Origin of the sequence: Bacillus sp. OTU2372, from assembly GCF_038440275.1 — a bacterium.
GTDB lineage: Bacteria > Bacillota > Bacilli > Bacillales > Cytobacillaceae > Neobacillus > Neobacillus bataviensis_B.
This window is the reverse complement of the sequence record NZ_JASATK010000028.1, coordinates 1-19,327: the sequence shown is the minus strand read 5'-3', so window position 1 is coordinate 19,327 and position 19,327 is coordinate 1. Positions and strand designations below refer to the sequence as shown.

The 19,327-nt window shown below is 37.0% G+C and carries 21 protein-coding genes and 2 pseudogenes; 13 read left to right on the top strand and 10 right to left on the bottom strand.

Translation table 11 applies throughout. From position 1 onward, the window contains the following. Nucleotides 1–179 precede the first annotated feature (179 nt). Entirely contained in the window at nucleotides 180–632 is a 453-nt protein-coding gene (locus tag AAHB15_RS25915; RefSeq protein ID WP_335573992.1) for a cupredoxin domain-containing protein, read from the bottom strand. Between the two features lie 248 nt (nucleotides 633–880). Here AAHB15_RS25915 and mprF point away from each other — a divergent pair, with 248 nt between their 5' ends. Both mprF and AAHB15_RS25905 read left to right on the top strand, forming a co-directional pair. Further along, on the top strand, nucleotides 881–3,409 hold the full coding sequence (gene mprF / locus AAHB15_RS25910) for a bifunctional lysylphosphatidylglycerol flippase/synthetase MprF (RefSeq protein WP_335573993.1): 2,529 nt from the start codon (nucleotides 881–883) through the stop codon (nucleotides 3,407–3,409). 145 nt (nucleotides 3,410–3,554) lie between these two features. Next, nucleotides 3,555–4,730, top strand: a complete 1,176-nt coding sequence (locus AAHB15_RS25905; RefSeq protein WP_342043629.1) for a D-alanyl-D-alanine carboxypeptidase family protein — start codon at nucleotides 3,555–3,557, stop codon at nucleotides 4,728–4,730. Nucleotides 4,731–4,766: 36 nt separating this feature from the next. Here the strand turns inward: AAHB15_RS25905 and AAHB15_RS25900 are convergent, their stop codons facing one another. Beyond that, nucleotides 4,767–5,024, bottom strand: a complete 258-nt coding sequence (locus tag AAHB15_RS25900) for a hypothetical protein (protein ID WP_144562857.1) — start codon at nucleotides 5,022–5,024, stop codon at nucleotides 4,767–4,769. Between the two features lie 167 nt (nucleotides 5,025–5,191). Between AAHB15_RS25900 and AAHB15_RS25895 the strand changes: the two genes are divergently transcribed. After that, entirely contained in the window at nucleotides 5,192–5,671 is a 480-nt protein-coding gene (locus AAHB15_RS25895; RefSeq protein ID WP_335575528.1) for an Hsp20/alpha crystallin family protein, read from the top strand. Nucleotides 5,672–5,790: 119 nt separating this feature from the next. Then, on the top strand, nucleotides 5,791–6,201 hold the full coding sequence (locus AAHB15_RS25890) for a hypothetical protein (protein WP_342043628.1): 411 nt from the start codon (nucleotides 5,791–5,793) through the stop codon (nucleotides 6,199–6,201). Nucleotides 6,202–6,407: 206 nt separating this feature from the next. On the opposite strand, the gene AAHB15_RS25885 is transcribed toward AAHB15_RS25890, so the two are convergent. After that, entirely contained in the window at nucleotides 6,408–6,650 is a 243-nt protein-coding gene (locus AAHB15_RS25885; protein WP_098529318.1) for a YkuS family protein, read from the bottom strand. Between the two features lie 101 nt (nucleotides 6,651–6,751). Between AAHB15_RS25885 and AAHB15_RS25880 the strand changes: the two genes are divergently transcribed. Continuing rightward, complete coding sequence (locus AAHB15_RS25880; protein WP_335575576.1) at nucleotides 6,752–6,892, top strand: YuzL family protein; 141 nt, start codon at nucleotides 6,752–6,754, stop codon at nucleotides 6,890–6,892. A 145-nt stretch (nucleotides 6,893–7,037) separates the two neighbouring features. Here the strand turns inward: AAHB15_RS25880 and AAHB15_RS25875 are convergent, their stop codons facing one another. Together AAHB15_RS25875 and AAHB15_RS25870 are read right to left on the bottom strand one after the other, a co-directional pair. After that, nucleotides 7,038–8,657 (bottom strand): ABC-F family ATP-binding cassette domain-containing protein, encoded by a 1,620-nt coding sequence (locus tag AAHB15_RS25875; protein WP_335575575.1) that lies wholly within the window; start codon nucleotides 8,655–8,657, stop codon nucleotides 7,038–7,040. Between the two features lie 366 nt (nucleotides 8,658–9,023). Further along, entirely contained in the window at nucleotides 9,024–9,626 is a 603-nt protein-coding gene (locus tag AAHB15_RS25870; RefSeq protein ID WP_335575574.1) for an SCO family protein, read from the bottom strand. Nucleotides 9,627–9,785: 159 nt separating this feature from the next. Between AAHB15_RS25870 and AAHB15_RS25865 the strand changes: the two genes are divergently transcribed. From AAHB15_RS25865 to AAHB15_RS25845, 5 genes are all read left to right on the top strand, one after another. Then, nucleotides 9,786–10,178 (top strand): CidA/LrgA family protein, encoded by a 393-nt coding sequence (locus tag AAHB15_RS25865; protein WP_335575573.1) that lies wholly within the window; start codon nucleotides 9,786–9,788, stop codon nucleotides 10,176–10,178. Next, nucleotides 10,162–10,839, top strand: coding sequence for an LrgB family protein (locus AAHB15_RS25860; RefSeq protein ID WP_335575572.1), 678 nt, complete (start codon nucleotides 10,162–10,164; stop codon nucleotides 10,837–10,839). The genes AAHB15_RS25865 and AAHB15_RS25860 overlap by 17 nt, the downstream gene beginning before the upstream one ends. Nucleotides 10,840–11,209: 370 nt before the next feature. Then, complete coding sequence (locus AAHB15_RS25855) at nucleotides 11,210–13,129, top strand: endonuclease MutS2 (RefSeq protein WP_342043627.1); 1,920 nt, start codon at nucleotides 11,210–11,212, stop codon at nucleotides 13,127–13,129. A 77-nt stretch (nucleotides 13,130–13,206) separates the two neighbouring features. Further along, entirely contained in the window at nucleotides 13,207–13,545 is a 339-nt protein-coding gene (locus tag AAHB15_RS25850; RefSeq protein ID WP_342043626.1) for an OmpL47-type beta-barrel domain-containing protein, read from the top strand. Nucleotides 13,546–14,383: 838 nt separating this feature from the next. Then, on the top strand, nucleotides 14,384–14,845 hold the full coding sequence (locus AAHB15_RS25845; protein ID WP_335575567.1) for a helix-turn-helix domain-containing protein: 462 nt from the start codon (nucleotides 14,384–14,386) through the stop codon (nucleotides 14,843–14,845). An 87-nt stretch (nucleotides 14,846–14,932) separates the two neighbouring features. On the opposite strand, the gene AAHB15_RS25840 is transcribed toward AAHB15_RS25845, so the two are convergent. Continuing rightward, nucleotides 14,933–15,298, bottom strand: a complete 366-nt coding sequence (locus AAHB15_RS25840; protein ID WP_342043625.1) for a hypothetical protein — start codon at nucleotides 15,296–15,298, stop codon at nucleotides 14,933–14,935. A 493-nt stretch (nucleotides 15,299–15,791) separates the two neighbouring features. On the opposite strand from AAHB15_RS25840, the pseudogene AAHB15_RS25835 reads away from it, so the two are divergent. The 3 genes and pseudogenes from AAHB15_RS25835 to AAHB15_RS25825 all read left to right on the top strand — a co-directional run. Beyond that, nucleotides 15,792–16,043, top strand: a pseudogene (locus tag AAHB15_RS25835) (NAD(P)-binding domain-containing protein); the annotation flags it as partial. A 78-nt stretch (nucleotides 16,044–16,121) separates the two neighbouring features. Further along, complete coding sequence (locus tag AAHB15_RS25830) at nucleotides 16,122–16,490, top strand: hypothetical protein (protein WP_342043624.1); 369 nt, start codon at nucleotides 16,122–16,124, stop codon at nucleotides 16,488–16,490. A 1,202-nt stretch (nucleotides 16,491–17,692) separates the two neighbouring features. Then, nucleotides 17,693–18,322: a hypothetical protein gene (locus tag AAHB15_RS25825; protein WP_342043623.1), complete on the top strand. Its 630-nt coding sequence runs from the start codon at nucleotides 17,693–17,695 to the stop codon at nucleotides 18,320–18,322. 130 nt (nucleotides 18,323–18,452) lie between these two features. Here the strand turns inward: AAHB15_RS25825 and AAHB15_RS25820 are convergent, their stop codons facing one another. The 4 genes and pseudogenes from AAHB15_RS25820 to AAHB15_RS25810 all read right to left on the bottom strand — a co-directional run. After that, nucleotides 18,453–18,551: an IS3 family transposase gene (locus AAHB15_RS25820; RefSeq protein WP_420491091.1), complete on the bottom strand. Its 99-nt coding sequence runs from the start codon at nucleotides 18,549–18,551 to the stop codon at nucleotides 18,453–18,455. Further along, nucleotides 18,544–18,600: pseudogene (locus AAHB15_RS30330) on the bottom strand (5-deoxy-glucuronate isomerase); the annotation flags it as partial. The gene AAHB15_RS25820 and the pseudogene AAHB15_RS30330, both read right to left, overlap by 8 nt. Before the next feature lie 153 nt (nucleotides 18,601–18,753). Next, complete coding sequence (locus AAHB15_RS25815) at nucleotides 18,754–18,993, bottom strand: hypothetical protein (RefSeq protein ID WP_335571779.1); 240 nt, start codon at nucleotides 18,991–18,993, stop codon at nucleotides 18,754–18,756. Nucleotides 18,994–19,038: 45 nt separating this feature from the next. After that, nucleotides 19,039–19,327: hypothetical protein (locus AAHB15_RS25810; protein WP_342043622.1), on the bottom strand; the 289-nt coding region annotated here is incomplete at its 5' end.

Sequence of the window (19,327 nt, the reverse complement as noted above, 5' to 3'; positions counted from 1 at the left end):
TTTTAAAGGGTGTTTATGAATATTTTATGAACGATGTTAGAAAAACTGTATTATATAAAAATAATAAAAAGTTAAAACTGTTATATAGAAAGGAACCAACAATATCAACATGTTAATAGTGAAAACTCACGAAACAGCTCCTTTGTCAAATGAAAAAGCAGGAAAGTCATTTCCTGCTACTAATTGACCACGATATAGGCGATCATTGGACCGTTGTGAGCTCGGTCAGGATGAACTTCACAAATTAATCGAAAGGTGCCTTCTTTTTGAAATTGAAGGGGAACAAGGGTATCCTGGCCCTTTTTTACAGTTCCTTTAAGGGTGGTACCCTCGATGTAAAAAGGATGTTCAGTCCCGTTAATACCACTAATAATCAGGTTTACTTTTTCTCCCTTTTTTAAGACGATGGTGCCAGGGTCCCAGCGATAAGCTTCTATCTCTTTACCGTCTTTCATAGTGGTTTTGAATTCCCCTGTTACCATGTGGATCTGACGAATTTTTCCTTCTTGATGTTGATTAAATACCGTTGTATCGCCGGCTTTTAACATGAACCAAGCAGAAATACTTGCCAATACGATGACAACAGCTAGAAAAAATAACAGGGTTTCTTTTTTAAAGACTAAAAATTTCACCAGCAGACCTCCTCATATTTTGTCCTATTAAATGTTTATGCTGAGGGGGTTGGAAAACTTGTCTCATTTTAGAAATTTTATGTACATATTCATAAATTTAAATTATTGCTTCTTAACATGAGCGGTTGAACCATCATTTGTCTGTCTAAAATAAGTTTAAGTGTCCTTGGAATTAAAGATATTACTTTGTTTTTCGTTGTAGAGCGTTTATAGTAAAAACAGGAATGAAAAAATGGGTGGTAATCTGGTTGGGGATTAAAAAAGAAAAAGTGCTAAAAGTTGTGAAATTTATTTTTCCGGTGCTCTTGTTAATTTTCGCAATCATTGAGATGAAGAAATTTACTGGAAATATTAATGGAGAGTTACTTAAAAGTGAGATTAATGATCTCAATATTTGGCTGTTATTAGTAATCTTAAGCGTAGCCTTTGCGGCGGTTTTGCCGATGGTTTTATACGATGTAATATTAGTGAAGATTTTGAAGATAAAAGTCTCGAAAAGGGAATTGGTAGAGCAATCATTTATTGCCAATTCATTTTCAAATCTAATAGGCTTTGGCGGACTTATCGGAGCCATGCTGAGAACCTATTTCTTTCATAAGCTTGAGCAGGATAAACGGAAACTACTTGGAGTTATTGCCTCGGTTTCACTTTTTTATTTAACAGGAATCTCTTTCCTTTCCTGGATAGTAACAATCGACTATCGGAATTTCCCTGTGTTAGTGGATACAAGATGGCTTTATTTCGCGGTCTTAGGTGTAGGTCTGTACCTACCGATATTTTTAGGTATACATATATTTAAGACAAATAAAAACAATCAACGTGTACTGACTCTTAAGACTAGTATTGAGTTGGTTATCGTTTCAGTAATTGAATGGTTTGCTGTGTTTGTGGCTATTTTCATTTTAACTAAAATAATAGGAATTCACATCTCGTTCCTTGATTTGTTCCCTGTTTACATTATTGCTGCCTGTGCAGGAATTATTAGTATGATTCCCGGAGGCTTAGGTTCATTTGATCTAGTATTTCTTTGGGGGATGCAGGATTTACATATCCCAGAGGAAAAAGTGCTTGTCCTTCTTTTGTTTTACCGAATCGGCTACTATTTCATCCCATTTTTAATCAGCTTAGTCTTTTTTGTGCGGCTTTATTGGCAAAGATGGAATCAACTATGGAATTATCTACCGAAAGCGATCGTTCAAGGACTAAGTCATGTTATTTTGACCATGCTTGTTTTTTTATCAGGAGTAATCCTGCTGTTATCTGCCAGTGTACCAGGGATCATGTCAAGACTTAGAATTGCTCAGGAACTGCTGTCATTTCCAATTATCAATGTCTCACACCAGCTATCCGTTGCAGCCGGCTTTTTGTTACTGGGTCTATCGCGTGGAATTGAATACAGTGTAAAAAGAACTTATGATTTAACCATGCTCGCCCTGATTCTTGCTGCTATATTTTCTATTTTTAAGGGGATTGATTACGAGGAGGCTTCCTTTTTAATTATTGTTGCCCTGTTGCTTAGAATGTCAAAAGGGCAATTTTATCGTGAAAGTTATGTGTTAACATGGGGAAAAACAATCTTTGATGTGGCAATCGTTGTAATTGTTACTTCAATGTATATTTTAATTGGGTACTTTAACCTGCCAAATGCGAAAATCACCATTCCTAAAAAGTTTATCCCGTATGTTATTGTGGACTACCGGGATTTGTTTTCAAGTGCGATTATTGGCTTAATTATTGCTTTAAGTATTCTTTTTATAGGTTATTTAATTAGCCTGCCTAAAAAGTGGAAACTTGAAAGGTCAATTGACCATGAACAGGAAATCATGAATCATTTATCCATATATTCAGGCAAGGTATTGTCCCATTTAATTTTCCTGCATGATAAATATATTTTTTGGAATAGCAAGAGGGATGTTCTAATCTCTTTCCAAAAATATGCGGACAAATTAATTATCCTTGGAGACCCAGTTGGTGAGAAACAGGATTTTTCGAATGCGATTGAGGAATTCCAAGAAGCTGCTGATTTATACGGTTATACACCTGTTTTCTACCAAGTTAGCGACGATATGCTCCCATACTTACATGGTCACGGCTTTGCGTTTTTTAAATTAGGGGAAGAGGCTTTTGTTGACTTGAAGACCTTTACGCTTAAAGGAAACAAAATGCAAGGTTTAAGGGCACTGAAAAATAAATTTAATGGTGAACAGTATTATTTTGAAATGCTTAAACCCCCTTATTCAAAAGTCATTATGGAGGAATTGAGAAAAATCTCCGATGAATGGCTTCTTGGCCGAAAGGAAAAAGGGTTTTCATTAGGATACTTTAATGAAGATTATTTAAATAGAGCCCCGATTGCCATTGTAAAAGATAAAGAAGATCACATATTAGGTTTTATGAGCATTATGTATGTATACGATGATTATAAGACTGTCTCGGTTGACTTAATCAGAGTTCAACCGTCAGCACCGGAAGGTATAATTGACTTTTTTTTCTTATCGGTAATTGATTGGGCCATCCAAAAAGGTTATCAGCGGTTTAATATGGGAATGGCACCATTAGCAAATGTAGGTCTGTCGAAATTTTCCTTTTTGAGCGAAAAAATAGCAGCCCAAATTTTTCTTCATGGTCATTTTATCTATCAATTTCAAGGTCTTAGGAAGTTCAAAGAAAAATATACTGATATTTGGGAACCTAAATATTTGGCATTTAGAAGAAAATCGTCATTGCCGTTTATTATGGCCCAAATTGCCTTGTTAATTTCCAAAAAAAGATCATAAATAAACGGTTGGCAACTGCCAACCGTTTATTTATGGTTAAAAATTACTATATTAGGAGGATAAATCCGTAAAATAGTACTTTATTTCTTCAAATAATCTGGTAAAATCAAGGAGGGATCTATGATAAAAGTAAGGGTGTTTCTTATTGAAGAAGTTTTTACCGGCCATTATTCTTTTTCTTTTTCTTGTTACAGCTCAATTACATGTTTCGGCGGCAGAGTTAGTTCAGCTGCCACTGAAGAGTGAAGCTGCCGCTTTAATCGATTCTGATACTGGAGCTGTTCTTTACGTTAAAAATCCTAATCAAAAAATGTATCCAGCAAGTTTAACAAAAATAGCTACAGCTATTTATGCAATCGAAAAGGGCAATTTAGATAGTATTGTAACCGTTAGCAGTAATGCCGTGAGGCAAGATGGTACCCGAGTTTATTTAAATGAAGGGGAGCAATTACCTTTAAAACAGCTGATACAAGGTATGCTTATTAATTCAGGAAATGATGCGGCCGTTGCAATTGCGGAGTATACGGATGGCACGGTTCAGCAGTTTGCAGAAAACCTAAATACTTATTTAAAAACAAGAATCGGTGTAACCAACACACACTTTACGAATCCGAATGGTTTATTTGATGCCAACCATTATACGACGGCAATGGACATGGCCTTAATAACTAATTACGCAATAAAGAATCCTGTGTTTGCAGAAATTTTTGGCACGAAGCTACTTCCATGGAAAGGACAGTCTTGGCAGACGACTCTTGTAACCCACCATAAAATGCTTAAAGGAGAGATTGCCTTTCCGGGAATTACTGGCGGAAAGACAGGCTATACCAGTGAAACAAAACAAACCCTGGCAACGACGGCTGAAAACGGAAAGATCAGACTAACGGCAGTGGTATTAAAATCAAATTTAAAGAATGATAAGTATAATGATACTGCGTTATTACTTGATTATGGTTTTAAAAACTTCCAACATACTACGATTAAGCAGGGAGAAATTTTTACAGCAGGCCATAAGGATTTTTCCCCCGAGAAAGAGACATTGATTACAGAAAGTATTGAGGGTTGTAAAAAAAATGTTGCAAGCAATGGGCTTCTTTCAATCCAGGACAATAAGGGCCAATTAGTTCAGACTGTACAATTAACCTACAAGGAGCCTCTTAAACCAAAAGCAGCAACTAAGAAAAAAGTTGAAAAGCACCACGATAATCGTCCTCAATTGCTGCTACAAGTAAATGTCGTTTTAGGCATGATGGTTGTACTGATTGTTTTAATAATAGCTGTTCGGAAGAAACGTTCAACAGAATATAAACATACTAGTTAAACCATGGGATGTAAGCACCCATGGTTTATTTTTTTGTTATACATCGTCAACTGATAACGGACAAGAGTTGAAAGAGGCAGGAGAGTCTATTTGATCTTTATCATCTACAAAACTCCTTGTAGCAACAAAATCGCTCTGATCACCAAAATTTTGCCCATAGCCTTGATTTTTCTTATCTGAATTATGCCATTCAGCTAGAAGGTTTTGGCCAATATTTACTGCTGAGGCATTTTCAAAGGAATTAATTTTAATCATGAATATATTTATATTAATAAACGGAACAGGTACTGTCATTCAATCTCCTCCTTCCAACTAATTATCATTATATGCACCTTTATATGGTTTATGAAACAAGCGTAATAGTTGGATTAATTAGTGAATAAGTTTCGTATGATGAAAGTAGGATTAATTAATAAGAGAATAGGCGGCTATACAATTCGGACAAAGGGGGGTGTCGAGTGATGGATATAGATAAATTAAAACAGTGGATGGATATTGCAAAAAATATGCACGGCGGTGACTTTTGGAACAATATTTTTGATCAGGAATTTGCTAAACAATTTATGAATGAACAGCCTGCAAAGTCAACCACAGCGGATAGTGAATCGGGGAGGGCAGAAAATTCAAAGACTTTCCCGATAATTGATATCCTTGCAGGTGAGCATGAAGTGGTTGTGGTGATTGAGCTTCCAGGAGTAGCGAAGGAGAATTTGGAATTAGGTCTCAATGGTAATAACCTAACCATTAAAGGAAAAGTGAACCCCCTCCACCCGCACTTAACGTTGACTTATTCCGAAAGGTTTTATGGTGAATTTCAGAGACAGATCACTCTGCCAGACACAGTGAGCCCTCAACAATTGAGTGCGAAATTTTGGAATGGTTTATTGATTGTCAGTTATCAGCGTACGATAGAAAAAGGTGAAATTATTCCAATTGAGTAGAAAGCTTGCTTAAATTAATGGGAGGCCGGATTTTTATGGTTCCCCAGATTTTCTTGGACATGTTCAATGGTTTTTTCCATATAGATAAAGAAAGGGTAAACAAAAGGGAGTTTGTGATAATGTCATTAAAAGATTTATTCCTTATATTCAAGAAAAATGATTATGAAAAGGAATTAAAGAATAAATTGATTTCATTAGAAATGAATATTGAGGAGCTGAAAAAATCACTACAAACCTCCCTAGAGAAATGTTTACCAGAAGGGGAGGCTAAAACCAAGGACCCGCCGATTATTATAGAGAAAATTAATATTGAAAAAATTATTTTAGATAAATATGAGTTAAATAATAACTTTGGACAGCTCGGGATTAAAGAGTTGAAAGGGAAATTAAATATTGGAGCAACATATGGAAGTGAATTTACACCGACCTTTGATGAAGGGGCGAAAAAGCCTATGAAAAATGAGGCTGGGAGACAACAAAATGAACCGGAGAAAAATATGAAGGTTAATATTAAAACAAAAAAAGACTAAAGTGAAAGGTACTTTAGTCTTTTTGAAGTGAAAATAAGGTTAATTTGCTTTGAAAATTGTCCAGCTCTAGCGCCCAGCGGAGAGACGACTTCGCCCATCTCCCTACGATAAGTCAACACGAAAAAGCTAACGCTCTTCGTGTTTCCTTTATCTCAGTCGATGAGCTCCAGTCCTGTCGTGCGCTAAACGGGGCGTATCCGCTTTTCTTATTGAAGTCTGCTTTCTACTTGACGGCATACCTCATCAGCAGACATTCCATTTGCATCAATTACAGAGCCTTTTGTGCTGGTATCAGACATACCCATCACATTTGAATCTAGACCTGTAACTACACAACAATCACAGTTTTGTGCATCTGACTCCTGCTTTAATTCTACCACATCATACCCTTTTTCCCTTAATACTTGTTGAATATTTGTAAGAGATTGTTCTACTCCAACTTTTGCCATACAAAACACCTCCTCCTGTAGGTTATTTTGCCTTAAGATTTGGGAAATATTCCGTATAAGCTGCGATATTTGTCCAAAGGATAATAGGGGAGGTGTATGAAATGTCGAGAGGCAGAAAAGGTAAAGCCGATCCATCCACCATCGGCCTTAATTCTTCACAAGTAGAAGGTCAAGGTACTACCAACACAGAGACTGGTTCAACTGAAGTACCTTCGTCTAGAAAGAAACAAAAAAGATATTAGAGTAAGAAAAGCGCAAGGCGCCCGCCTATCGGCGACAAGCACAAGCCGATGGCGCCTGGAGCTGGACAATTCTCGAGGTCAAAAACTTTTATACTTTGTTATCTCATCAAAAAGAGGATGTCTGTTTTAGACATCCTCTTCATCTTTATTGATACATTTCTGCCACTTGCTTTTGAACCTCTTCATTTTCTAAATATTCATCATAGCTCATTTGCTTATCCACAAGACCTTTTGGTGTGAATTCAAAAATTCGATTGGCAATTGTTTGAATAAACTGATGGTCGTGTGATGAAAACAGCATTGAACCTTTGAAATTAATTAATCCATTATTTAAAGCCGTGATCGACTCCAAGTCTAAATGGTTTGTAGGTTCATCTAATAAGAGAACGTTTGCTCCATTCAGCATCATTTTAGAGAGCATGCAGCGAACCTTTTCACCACCGGACAGGACACTGGCTTTTTTCAACACTTCTTCGCCAGAAAATAGCATTCTTCCTAAAAATCCTCTTAAGAAGCTTTCACTATCGTCTTTTGGTGAGAACTGACGAAGCCAATCCACAAGATTCAAATCGCTATTTTCAAAGTACTCGGAGTTATCCTTTGGAAAATAAGCTTGGGAAGTGGTAATCCCCCACTTAAATGTGCCGCTGTCAGCTTCCATTTCCCCCATTAAGATTTTAAAGAGAGTCGTTTTTGCCAATTCATTCGTACCGACAAGGGCAATTTTATCGCCTTTATTCATAAAAAAGCTTATGTTATCTAGGACCTTTATTCCATCAATTGTCTTTGTTAATCCTTCAACACGTAATAAATCATTGCCGATTTCACGATCTGGTGTAAATCCTACAAACGGATAACGGCGAGAAGATGGCTTGATGTCATCAAGTGTAATCTTATCTAATAACTTCTTACGGGATGTAGCCTGTTTTGATTTAGAGGCATTGGCACTGAACCTGGCGATAAAGCTTTGAAGTTCTTTAATTTTTTCTTCTTTCTTCTTATTCGCATCTGAAGCCATTCTGGATGCTAATTGACTAGATTCATACCAGAAATCATAGTTTCCAACATAAATTTGAATTTTACTGAAATCCAGGTCCGCAATGTGAGTACAAACCTTATTTAAGAAATGACGGTCGTGGGATACAACAATGACCGTATTTTCAAAGTTAATTAGGAAGTCCTCAAGCCATTGAATAGCTTTGATATCCAAATGGTTAGTCGGTTCGTCCAAAAGTAAAACATCTGGTCTGCCGAACAATGCTTGTGCGAGCAATACCTTTACTTTTTCAGAACCAGTTAATTCAGCCATTTTCTTATAATGAAGATCCTCACCAATTCCAAGGCCTTTTAACAAAATTGCTGCTTCAGGCTCCGCTTCCCAGCCGTTAAGTTCGGCAAATTCACCTTCAAGTTCAGCTGCTTTCATTCCATCCTCATCGGTGAAGTTTTCTTTCATATAAATAGCGTCTTTTTCCTGCATTACCTCATAGAGTCTCGCGTGACCCATGATAACGGTTTTGAGAACCTCAAAATCCTCATATTCAAAATGATTCTGCTTTAATACAGCCATACGCTCATTTGGCCCTAATTGTACTGTACCTGTTTGTGCTTCAATTTCACCAGACAATATTTTTAGGAATGTTGATTTTCCGGCTCCATTCGCGCCAATTAGTCCGTAGCAATTTCCTGGTGTAAATTTAATATTTACATCTTCAAATAATTTACGGTCACCATATCTTAAACTTACGTTACTTACAGTAATCATAGTAATAATCCTCCAGAACAAAAATATCTACTAATTATACCATTAATCTAGAGGAAGAGCGAATTCTTTACAGCTTATTAATATTATAAGAAAAATTTTCTAAAAAAATTTTTCCATTTTCACACTTTATTCATAATTTTGTTGTAGAATTGGGTTAAGAAGTTTTAAAGAGGGTGAGAAGTATGGCAAAAAAACAGCTTACTGAACTCGTTAACAAATTAAAAAAAGCTGGTATTAAAGCGAGTCTGACCAAACCAAAGTCAACTTATCTATTAACATTGCAGCAAATTAAATAAAATCCGATCCTTTGAATGATATTACTACAGCAAAAGGCGATTAATCCTAGTGGACTAACCGCTTTTTTTATTACTCTATTTTATCAAGTATTTTGTCGTAAACATCCTGCTTATTAAACTCTTTTCCCATTGGGAACTTGGCAATAAATTTATTATCTTCATCAACAAGGTACGTAAAGGTAGAATGAATAAATTGGCCGTTTCCAGGATCTTTGTATTGGAATTGCAAGGCGTTCGTAATCTTACGAAGTTGTTTTTGGTCATCTTTTATTTGTTGTTTTTCACCCGTTAAAAACAACCAGTTGTTGTCATTTTCTATTCCAAACCCCTTTTTATATTCTTGCAAAATCTCGGTTGTATCGCGGTAAGGGTCAATGGTTATAGTGACAAATTCTATGCCCTTTCCATAGATCCCCTTTTTCAATAAATCTTCCTTTAAATCAACCATTTTTTGTGTAGTTGTGGGACATACATCTGGGCAATGAGTATAAATAAATTCAATTAGTTTTAACTTTGTTTTATCTTTCCCGAAATTAAATGTATCTCCACTTTGTGTAATGAAAGTAGTGCTAGCTGGAATGGCCGCATTTGCATCACGGATAAGAAAAAACGAGATTCCTCCAGCAATCCCCAGAAATACAGCCAGGCTGCAAATAATATAAATCCTTTTCAAAAAGATCCCCTCCTACCATAAAGATAAATAAGTTTTCCAGAAAAAGATATGGATATTTTGTGAAAAAAAGTGGATGCACCCTAAACTCTATTCCTTTATACTTATTATAAAACGAGCGTTCACATCTGATTTCTTCAAAATTAGAGAGTTGGTGATTAGATGAAAAAGGCATGCAAATTCTTGATTCAGCTGATTATTCTTATTGTCATCTACCAAGTTGGGAATTTAACAGTTAAGTACTTGCACCTACAAATTCCCGGGAATGTGCTTGGGATTGTTGTTTTATTGGTATTGCTCTGGTCAGGTTTGATTAAGGTGGAACAAATTGAATGGGCGTCAGGTTGGCTCCTTAAACATCTTGGCTTCTTTTTTATTCCAATATCAGTCGGCCTAATGACATTAGGAGATATTTTCAAGACAAAAGGTTGGATTTTACTTGTTATTCTTTTTATCAGTGCCATCATGGGGATCATTGCAGCGGGAAAGACAACTCAAGCTGTCATTACGAAAAATCAAAAGGAAAATGTAAATTATCATGATCACGCTTTATAGCATCCTACTAACTATTGGTGTCTATTTATTTGCTCGTTTTTTAACACAAAAATATCCTTCGCCCTTAACGAGCCCTGTTTTCTTAAGTACTGTTATCATTATCATCATTTTGCTTGTTTCCAATATATCATATCAGGAATATAAACCGGCTAAAGCGATAATGACCTACCTGCTCGGACCGGCAACTGTTTCCCTGGCAGTCCCGATTTATAAAAATCGTGAATTATTTATAAAATACATAGGGGCAGCTGTAGCAGGTTTATTCATTGGCAGTATTTCCACGATTGCAGCAGCTCTTTTACTTGCTAAAGGACTGCATCTTTCAAACTTTTATCTCCTTGGTTTGACGGTAAAGTCCGTTACTGTTCCGGTTGCTACAGAAATAGGGGGAATTATCCATGGGAATGTTTCTCTTATTGCAGCATACGTCATCATTACAGGGATGATTGGGGCCATGTTTGGGACAAAACTTTTAAACTGGTTTAAGATAGACCATCCTTTTGCCCGTGGTCTGGCCATTGGTACGATTTCACATGGTATTGGTACAGCTGAGGCGGTTAAGGAAGGGGAAATACAAGGTGCTGTTTCAGGTGCAGCAATGGGAATTGCCGCCGTCTTCACTTCGTTTATTGTTCCGTATATAATAAATTTCATCATATAATGGGTTAATGCTTATTGACAAATGTTGTTAATTATTTTATATTTTAGAAGAATTTAATTACTCAAATAAGGGAGTATGTTTTATGTTAGGTGTCGTTCTTAACTAATCCAATCAATTGGATATGTTCATTCCATTATTCTCGTTCATTTTTTTCGAAAAATGAGGGATTCTTTAGTTGTGGAATGAGGTTAAGAACAATGAGCAAGCATAAGCATACATCTTATTCCAATGTAGCTGTGTACACTCGTGTAGACAGTTTTTATTTTGGACTAATTTAAGTATGGAAAAATGAATGGTTTACCATTCGTTTCTTAGAGCCGCAATGACATTGTTCATTGCGGCTATTTTTTATTATTAGGAGGTTTATAAAGTGAATCAACACACATTTAACATGTTGGAATTCCAGCAAATTAAGGACAAAATTGCTAACTTTGCATTAACCAAAGAAGGTAAAGAGAAAATAAAGAATTTTGTCCCATCAACAAAAGTTAAGCAAATAGAGGCATGGCTTGAAGAAGTTACGGAGGCAGTCGAGATTTTGAAAATTAGTGCAAGTGTTCCTGTGCATGGTCTGGATGGAATGACTGCCATCCTTCAGAACATGAATAAAGGAGCAGCACTTAGAGTAGAGCAACTAACAAAGCTATATGATTTTTTGGATAGCTGTGGAAAAATGAGGAGATACATGAAGGATAAAGCTTTTTATGCACCAAGGGTATCTGCCTATGTCGAGGTTATTGATGAATTACCTGAACTGGCCGCTGAAATTATTCGCTGTGTCCGTAATAGTAGGGTAGATGATTACGCAAGCAAGGAATTATTAAAAATAAGAAAACAACTTGCGATACAAGAGGAACGTTTGAAGGAAAAAACGATGCAACTGATCCGTTCTAATAAATATAAATTGTATTTACAAGAAAATGTGGTAAGTCAACGAAATGGGAGATATGTGATTCCGATAAAAAAAGAATATCGCAACAAGATAAAGGGGACGGTCCTCGATACATCTGCATCTGGGTCCACACTTTTTATAGAACCAGAAGAAATTGCTGTCTTTCAAGATCAATTAACGTGGCTTCTTTCAGATGAAGAAGTAGAGGTTCAAAAGGTGTTAACCTATTTAACAGGTTTAGTGGAACAAAAGGAGCAGCAAATCTGTCTTGCCGTTGAAACAATGATTCAATACGATTTTCTTTTTGCTAAAGCAAAATATTGCCGAATGATTAAAGGCTCTAAGGTGGGTATAAATCAATTTGAGGAATTAACATTAATACAGGCGCGGCATCCTCTTTTAGGTGATAAAGCTGTTCCATTATCTTTTACGATGAGTAGAGAAGAAAAGGCACTTGTTATCACCGGACCAAATACTGGGGGGAAAACTGTAACCATTAAGACAGTGGGCTTGTTAACATTAATGGTGCAAAGTGGTCTGCATATTCCTGCCGCTGAAGAAAGTAACATTAGAATTTTTGATCGAATATTAGTAGATATTGGTGACGGGCAAAGTATTACCGAAAATTTAAGTACCTTTAGTTCTAGAATTGTCAATATTATTGATATCTTAGAGGATACGAATGATCGAACATTAGCCTTATTAGATGAACTTGGCTCTGGTACAGATCCGGGAGAAGGAATGGGGCTTGCTACTGCTATCTTAGAAACTCTTTATCAAAAAGGAGCAACCATCCTAGCAACGACTCATTATAGTGAAATAAAAGAGTTTGCAGAAGAACATTTAGGCTTTATAAATGGCTCAATGGAGTTTGATTTAACAACGCTTTCGCCAACATACCGGTTAGTGATCGGCCGGGGAGGAGATAGCCAGGCGTTTGCAATTGCCTTGAGGCTCGGGATGCACCCGGCAATTGTTGAAAGAGCTCATTACATCACTTATAAGGAAGAAAAACAATATCTAAGTCAAGAAACAGAACAATGGAAATTAAAAGAATTAGAAAAACAGGTGATGATAAATAAGTACCAGCAGCAACAAGCTGCAGTAAAAACAGAAATACCAATTTATCATCAAGGTGATAATGTTAAAATTTCACCAGCAAATGAGTTTGGGATTGTGTACAAGGGTCCGGACCAGCATGGAAATTACCTTGTTCAAGTAAAAGGTGAAAAAGTATCTATAAACCACAAACGATTGACCATATATATCAGAGCAGATGAGCTATATCCGGAGAATTATGATTTTGATAATATTTTTCAATCAAAGGAAAATCGCAAAAAAAGTAAGCTTCTTTCCAAAGGGTATCAAGAGAATATAACAATCGATTATTCTGAATAATGGGAAACAAGATGTCTCAATGAAAAGGTTAGAGCATCGACAGAGCCGGAAACGCGGAAGAAAGCGAGTTTGTGACAGTGAGGCTGGATAAAACAAAGCCAGTGACAGCCGCAAGCGTGACGCCGGTCCGGCCGGACGGGGCGAACGGCTGGTATACGAAGGATGTCACAGTGGAGCTTTCGGCAGCGGATGAGCAGTTAGGCTTGAACAAAACGGAGTACCGGATAGACGGCAGCCAGTGGCTTCCGTATGGGACACCGCTCCAGCTGTCGACGGAAGGCGTCCACACCATCGAGTACCGCAGCACAGACAACGCAGGCAACACAGAGGATGCGAAGACACTTCAAATCAAAATCGATAAAACGGCGCCGGAGCTGACGGCTGAATCAAGGGTCGCTTTGGCCGCCGAACCATAAAATGGTGACGATTAAAGTGACGGCGGAATGGAAAGACGCACTATCCGACATTCAGTCAATCGTACTGAAGTCGATCACAAGCAATGAGCTTCCTGACGGGTCTGGAGACGGTCATACGGCACAGGATATCCAAAATGCCGCATATGGTAAGGCGGACTTCGAGTTCGATTTACGGGCGGAGCCGGCAACGCCAGAAATGTGTCAACAGCCGTGGCAGTGGCTCATGACCAGTCAAAACATTAAGAGATAAAGGAAAAAATAGAAAGCTGAATCCGGCTCTAGGTGCAGCAGGATTAGAATGAACAAAGAAATAGGATGGCGGGGGTGTCCCTTGCTGTCCTGTTTTTTCAAGTACCGGGCGATCAAGTCAAGAGAGTTCATGCCTTCACAAATTTGTATTAGGAGTAAACATTTTGCCGATTATGTTTAATCAAGAAAAAATCGTCTTTTTGACGGTCTTATATGGTAAATTGTGGAGTTTTTCAAGTACTCTTTTATTTCACTATGCCTTCACGTGCCTATTACGGATCTGTCCTCCCCTTCATTTTATCATTCCTGGTTTTCAAGTTGTATGAAATCCTGCGAATAAGCGAGTATTCGGGAAAAAATCGTATTAAATTGAGGGAGTTTAAGTACAACTTTTCACAATTTATATCCAAAACAAAAACTCCCTCCAAATAATGAAGGGAGTTCTCTTTGTTTTATCCTCTAAGACGAGGCTTTTCTTTTCCACTTTAACAAACAATGCTGTTACTTTACCAAAAAGTCATGTGTTAATCCTCTAATGAAGTGACCCCCCTAAGTTGGACTACTAATCCAACTTAGGGGGGTTTTTAATATGGTAAAGTTTTTAAGTGACTTTAGAAAAAAGATCGTATCTGAGTATTTAGAAGGAGGGGGAGGATCAAGAGAACTGGCAAAGAAATATAGCATTGGTAGTCCTCAAACTATACTTGATCGGGTAAATCGCTACAAAAAATATGGGGATAAAGCATTCAATATACGAAGTTCTAAAGGTGATTATGATGGTAACTTTAAGATGGAAGTACAAGAATGGATGTGGAGTAACAGAGCATCATTACCCGAAACTGCTCTTCATTTTGATATATCTACACCTAGTACAATTTGGTCGTGGGAGAAGAAATACAAAGAGAAAGGGGTCGAAGCTCTGTTCAATCGGAGAGGAAGACCTAAAGATATGACAACTAATCATAAACACAACCAGGGGAAGGAAGAATCCGTTGAACTCGAAAAACTACAACGTGAAATTCGAATGTTAAGGATTGAAAATGAGATATAACCACGTAAGGCTCATTCTAGTTCTTCTTTTTTCTTTTTCAATGTTCTGCGAGCGAGACTTGCGAGTTTTATAGGATCATCTTCCCCGTCAGCAATTGCTCGAAGCATTTCCATTGATGATGACATAATCCCCGTGATGGATCTGGAGCTCAAACAAGTAGGTCAACCCCATAATGTAATCGCAGATGATATGCTGGAGGATCAATGCCAAGGCACCTGCCACCACGACAGAACCAGTGACAAGCTTTGCCAGGTCGAAGAAATGGCTAAGCACATAAACAAAGAAGAAAGCCAGTCCCACTACCTTTGTCACCTGGTTGGCGAAATGCATCAATGTCTCTTCCCACTTTTCATCCAAGAAGCTCGTTTTGTCAAAGAAAAGCTTGATGGATTTGCGGATAAAATAAACCGTGATAATAATCAGTAGTGCTACCGTTAAAATTTTTACGGGCAACTGCTGGAACAGCCCCAAGAGAACCCCTAACCTTTTTTACACTATACCAAAGAAATGCGGATAAGGAGAAAAAACTTCCTTACCCAACAAACCTTAACGATAGCATCGGTAGATGAGGGCAATATCGATTACATTGTCATTGAGTCTACTGGGGCAGCTTCTACGGATGTGCCATATGCACATGTCGTTACATAAATTTGTCCGGCAAAAGATTATTCTGCTACTTACGATCCGGAACTTGAAGCAAGTGAGCACGTAGCTGGATCTTGGCCAAAATATTATGATAGTTTAACTTTATTCTCTCCAGCAAGATATTCATCTCTCCCAGGTTTGCGTTTCCCTGGTGACCCAAACCGCTATCCCACAAAAGACGAGGTTATTTTTTATTTTAACGAATATACCAAATATCATAAACTCAACGTTCGTACAGGAGAAAAGGTGATGGAAGTAAGTAAGAATGGAATGAGTTTGTGATTACTACGGCAAAGGGAACGTATTTTATGCGAAAGCTGTCATATCCGCTACTGGTGCTTTTGCATATCCTAATATCCCTGTTATAGAAGGTAGTGAGCGATTTAAAGGCAAAATGATTCACTCCAGTCAATACAAAAACGTAGAAGAATATAAAAATCAAAGAGTAGTAGTGGTTGGAGGAGGGAACTCTGCGATTCAAATTGCCTATGAATTAGCCAAGGTTTCAAACGTGTCCCTTGCAACCAGAAACCCGATTTCTTATACACCATAGCGAATTTTAGGAAAAGACATTCATTTCTGGTTGAAAGTAACTGGTGTGGATACGCTACCTTATGGTAGAAAGTTCTCCATGAATACGTCAGTTATGGATACAGGGGTCTATAAAGAAGTTATATTAAATAAAAGGCCCGATATTAAGCCTATGTTCACTAACTATACAGAAGAAGGTGTTATGTGGAGTGATGGGGGAGAGGAAAAAGTAGATTCAGTTATTTATGCTACTGGTTATAAGCCAAATATTAATCATTTAACATCACTAAAAGATGCGATACATCATTCAGGTAACCCAATGCAACTAAGTGGGATTAGCACTAAGAATGATGGACTATACTACGTGGGTCTTTCAGGACAACGATCACTTTCTTCAGCAACCATACGGGGTGTCGGAGCAGATGCAAAATATATTGTTAAGCATTTAATAAAACACATCGATATTTAGTCTGAATAATTGATATATCCCTTGGGATAAGGCCAAGGGATATTGTTTGGAAAACAGTTGGTTGTTTATACATTTTACTTATGAATTTGTCCTCTTTTGTACTCCGATGTTTTATATAGCATTTATAATCTTTAAGTCGAATTTTTTATAAATGTTGAGTTAGAGCCTTTTTTTATACGCTATTTCTTTCTATTACATATGAAAATGAATGGGCGGCATGATGTAATAATTCTTGGTCTCCAATAGGAGCATTATCCGTTTGTAACGAATGGAAGAGGAAGAGGTTACTATAAACCTCCTCAATTACTTATTTAATCGCATTAATAAAACAAAAACCTGGTCACACCTTTGGTTACAACTTGGTCACAGATTAGATGTTTTTATATTAAATTGGATAAAATTAAATGATATATGACTTGATAAAAAGTGCATTAAATCAAGACTTTACAGCATTCATAAAACTGAATGGAATCAAAAAGAGATACTTTCCCTCTAACTTCAAAACTGCTTGAGACCCTTGAAATTTGTGAGTACACGTAAAAGTAGGTAAATGAATGAATCGAATAACAATTTTAGAGGCTTTTTATTTCAGTGTCTGAATTCCTGCTATTACAGGTTTTACTCAAAATGAATTGAGTCAAGGGGTTAGATTAATTACTATTTGAACTATATGTTAAAAATAACATTAAACAATATGTAAACATATATGATAAAACATATTATACATTACTTTATGTAAAGACTGGCTTTCTGTATTCTACTTATTATGGTTCATGGTCCTAAAATGCAATTGGTTTTCACCCGGTTTTGGATAAGGATGATGGTGGCAATTGGAGGAGCAACAAAGCTTACCTTGAACGTACATTAAGTCCTGCATTGAGAGAAGAGTTAATTTTTTTTGAAAAGTGGGTGTCTCAAAAGTAATAGGTTCATAGATGGGACATGTCTTGAAATGAAAGCATTGTCAATAAAAGCATGGTGGTTTTAGGAAATCATTCAAAATCCACCATTTTTTTATAAATTAATAAAATTTACCCATTTCATTGTTTATGTCTAATTGACGAAACATGACCCATATGTGTAAAATACATATATGTATTTTTGTGAATTATAGACATATCCTAGTATTCTTGAACTCTACATACTCCGTTTTATAGGAGGAAAAATAGAGAAATTAACAAAGAAAATGAGGAGGAATGAAGATGGCACAAAAGGTAATGGATCCAAAAGAAGAAGTTCAAAAAAAGGTAGTTAAAAAAGTAGAGAATCCAAAAGTTGAGATTCAAGAAGTAGAGCAGCAAGAAGAATCAAGCTATGTTTCAGAGTCGTTTATTGAAACATTTTGGGATCAATTCGAGGGTGCAATATCTCGTAATAGGGAAATTAGAGCACAAGGCCAAGAACTTCTCTTAAAAGCTATAAAGGAAACAACAAAGTTCAATGGAGTAAACAGAAAAACTTTAAAGGGTCTTTTTGAGGATACAACAAAAATTAATAGCAATTTGCGGCAACGCTTATTCCAAATCTCTATTATTAAAACAAATGAATCTATTCAAGAAGTGACTGAATCTTTAAATGGTCAATTAAGTGAAGTAGCCAATAAATTTGAGGAGCTTTATTTAACTCCAATTAACACTGCCTTTGACTTAATGGAAAGATCAGAGAAGCTTGTTGAACAAAATAGTGAGTCATTCATTGAATATACTAATGAAGCATGGAACGCTTGGGAAGCTATCACAGACAACTATTTAAAACAAACTAGAAAAATTCATCAAAATATTGCTCAACAATTAGAAGATAGCATGCGCATACTTGTTGCTCCAAGTAAATAATCTACAAATTTTAAGAAAAACAAATTCTTAAGCACAAGAGCACTTTAGTTGAAAAATATTCTATATTGCACAAAAAAAGCAGCTTTACCTTACTGGTATGATCTGACCCAATAAAGTTAGACAAATATTTTTATGCAACTTTTAAGACTTGAGTACGGTTTTCAACCGGACTCAGGTCTTTTAATTTTGCCTTCATTCTTTTGTAATTGTAATAGTAGATATTCCTCATCGTGTTTATGTGGTGGGTAGCTTGACCAGTTTCCAGCTTGTGTAAACACTTCTATTTAAAGTACCCGGTCCAATTTGGCATATAATCTCCTGTCAAACGGTTGTCCTGGTTAGAACAATAAAGGAATTCATTTCCAAACCCGTCGCTTCCTTGTCCCCTATTACTTTAACGACGTCATCTTCGGTTGAGGCGGGGTAAGATCTTAATCAAACTTCACGTCATTGAGTGGAGTTTCGGCCCTAGGCGCTGATGTTGTTGTTTCTGCAGGCGTCTCAGGCGCTTCGGGAGCGATGTTACGCGTATCATCTGTTGTTGAAGCGGCTGTATCCGTTGCCGTATTTCTATCAGACCTAGGGGAATCCGACGATAAGCTTATGTACCACTTTAGGGCAATTCCTATAACGATAATTACTACCAGGATGGCTATAACTTTCTTGTTCATAATAAATTCCTCCTCGGAAAACGAGAAAATTCCATTTCTAAGTGGTTAACCCAAACGCGGGCTTTCCATAGCAGCTAAGATAAAATAGCCTAATTGTTCGGTTGCGACAATTGATAAGCAATAAGCTTCCACTTGATCAAGTTTGGTACGCATTTCACTAGTTGAGACATCATAGACCGTTCGTAAGTTAATTAATAGGGTGCTAAGCTGGCACTTTTGCTGGTATAGCTGACCATGCTGAGAGCCTGCCTGCTTTAAAAACCCTGTAGGATTTCTCCAGAAGTTTGAATCGTTTCGCTTAGAAGCGATGGCAATCGGGCCGAAGAACTCCCAT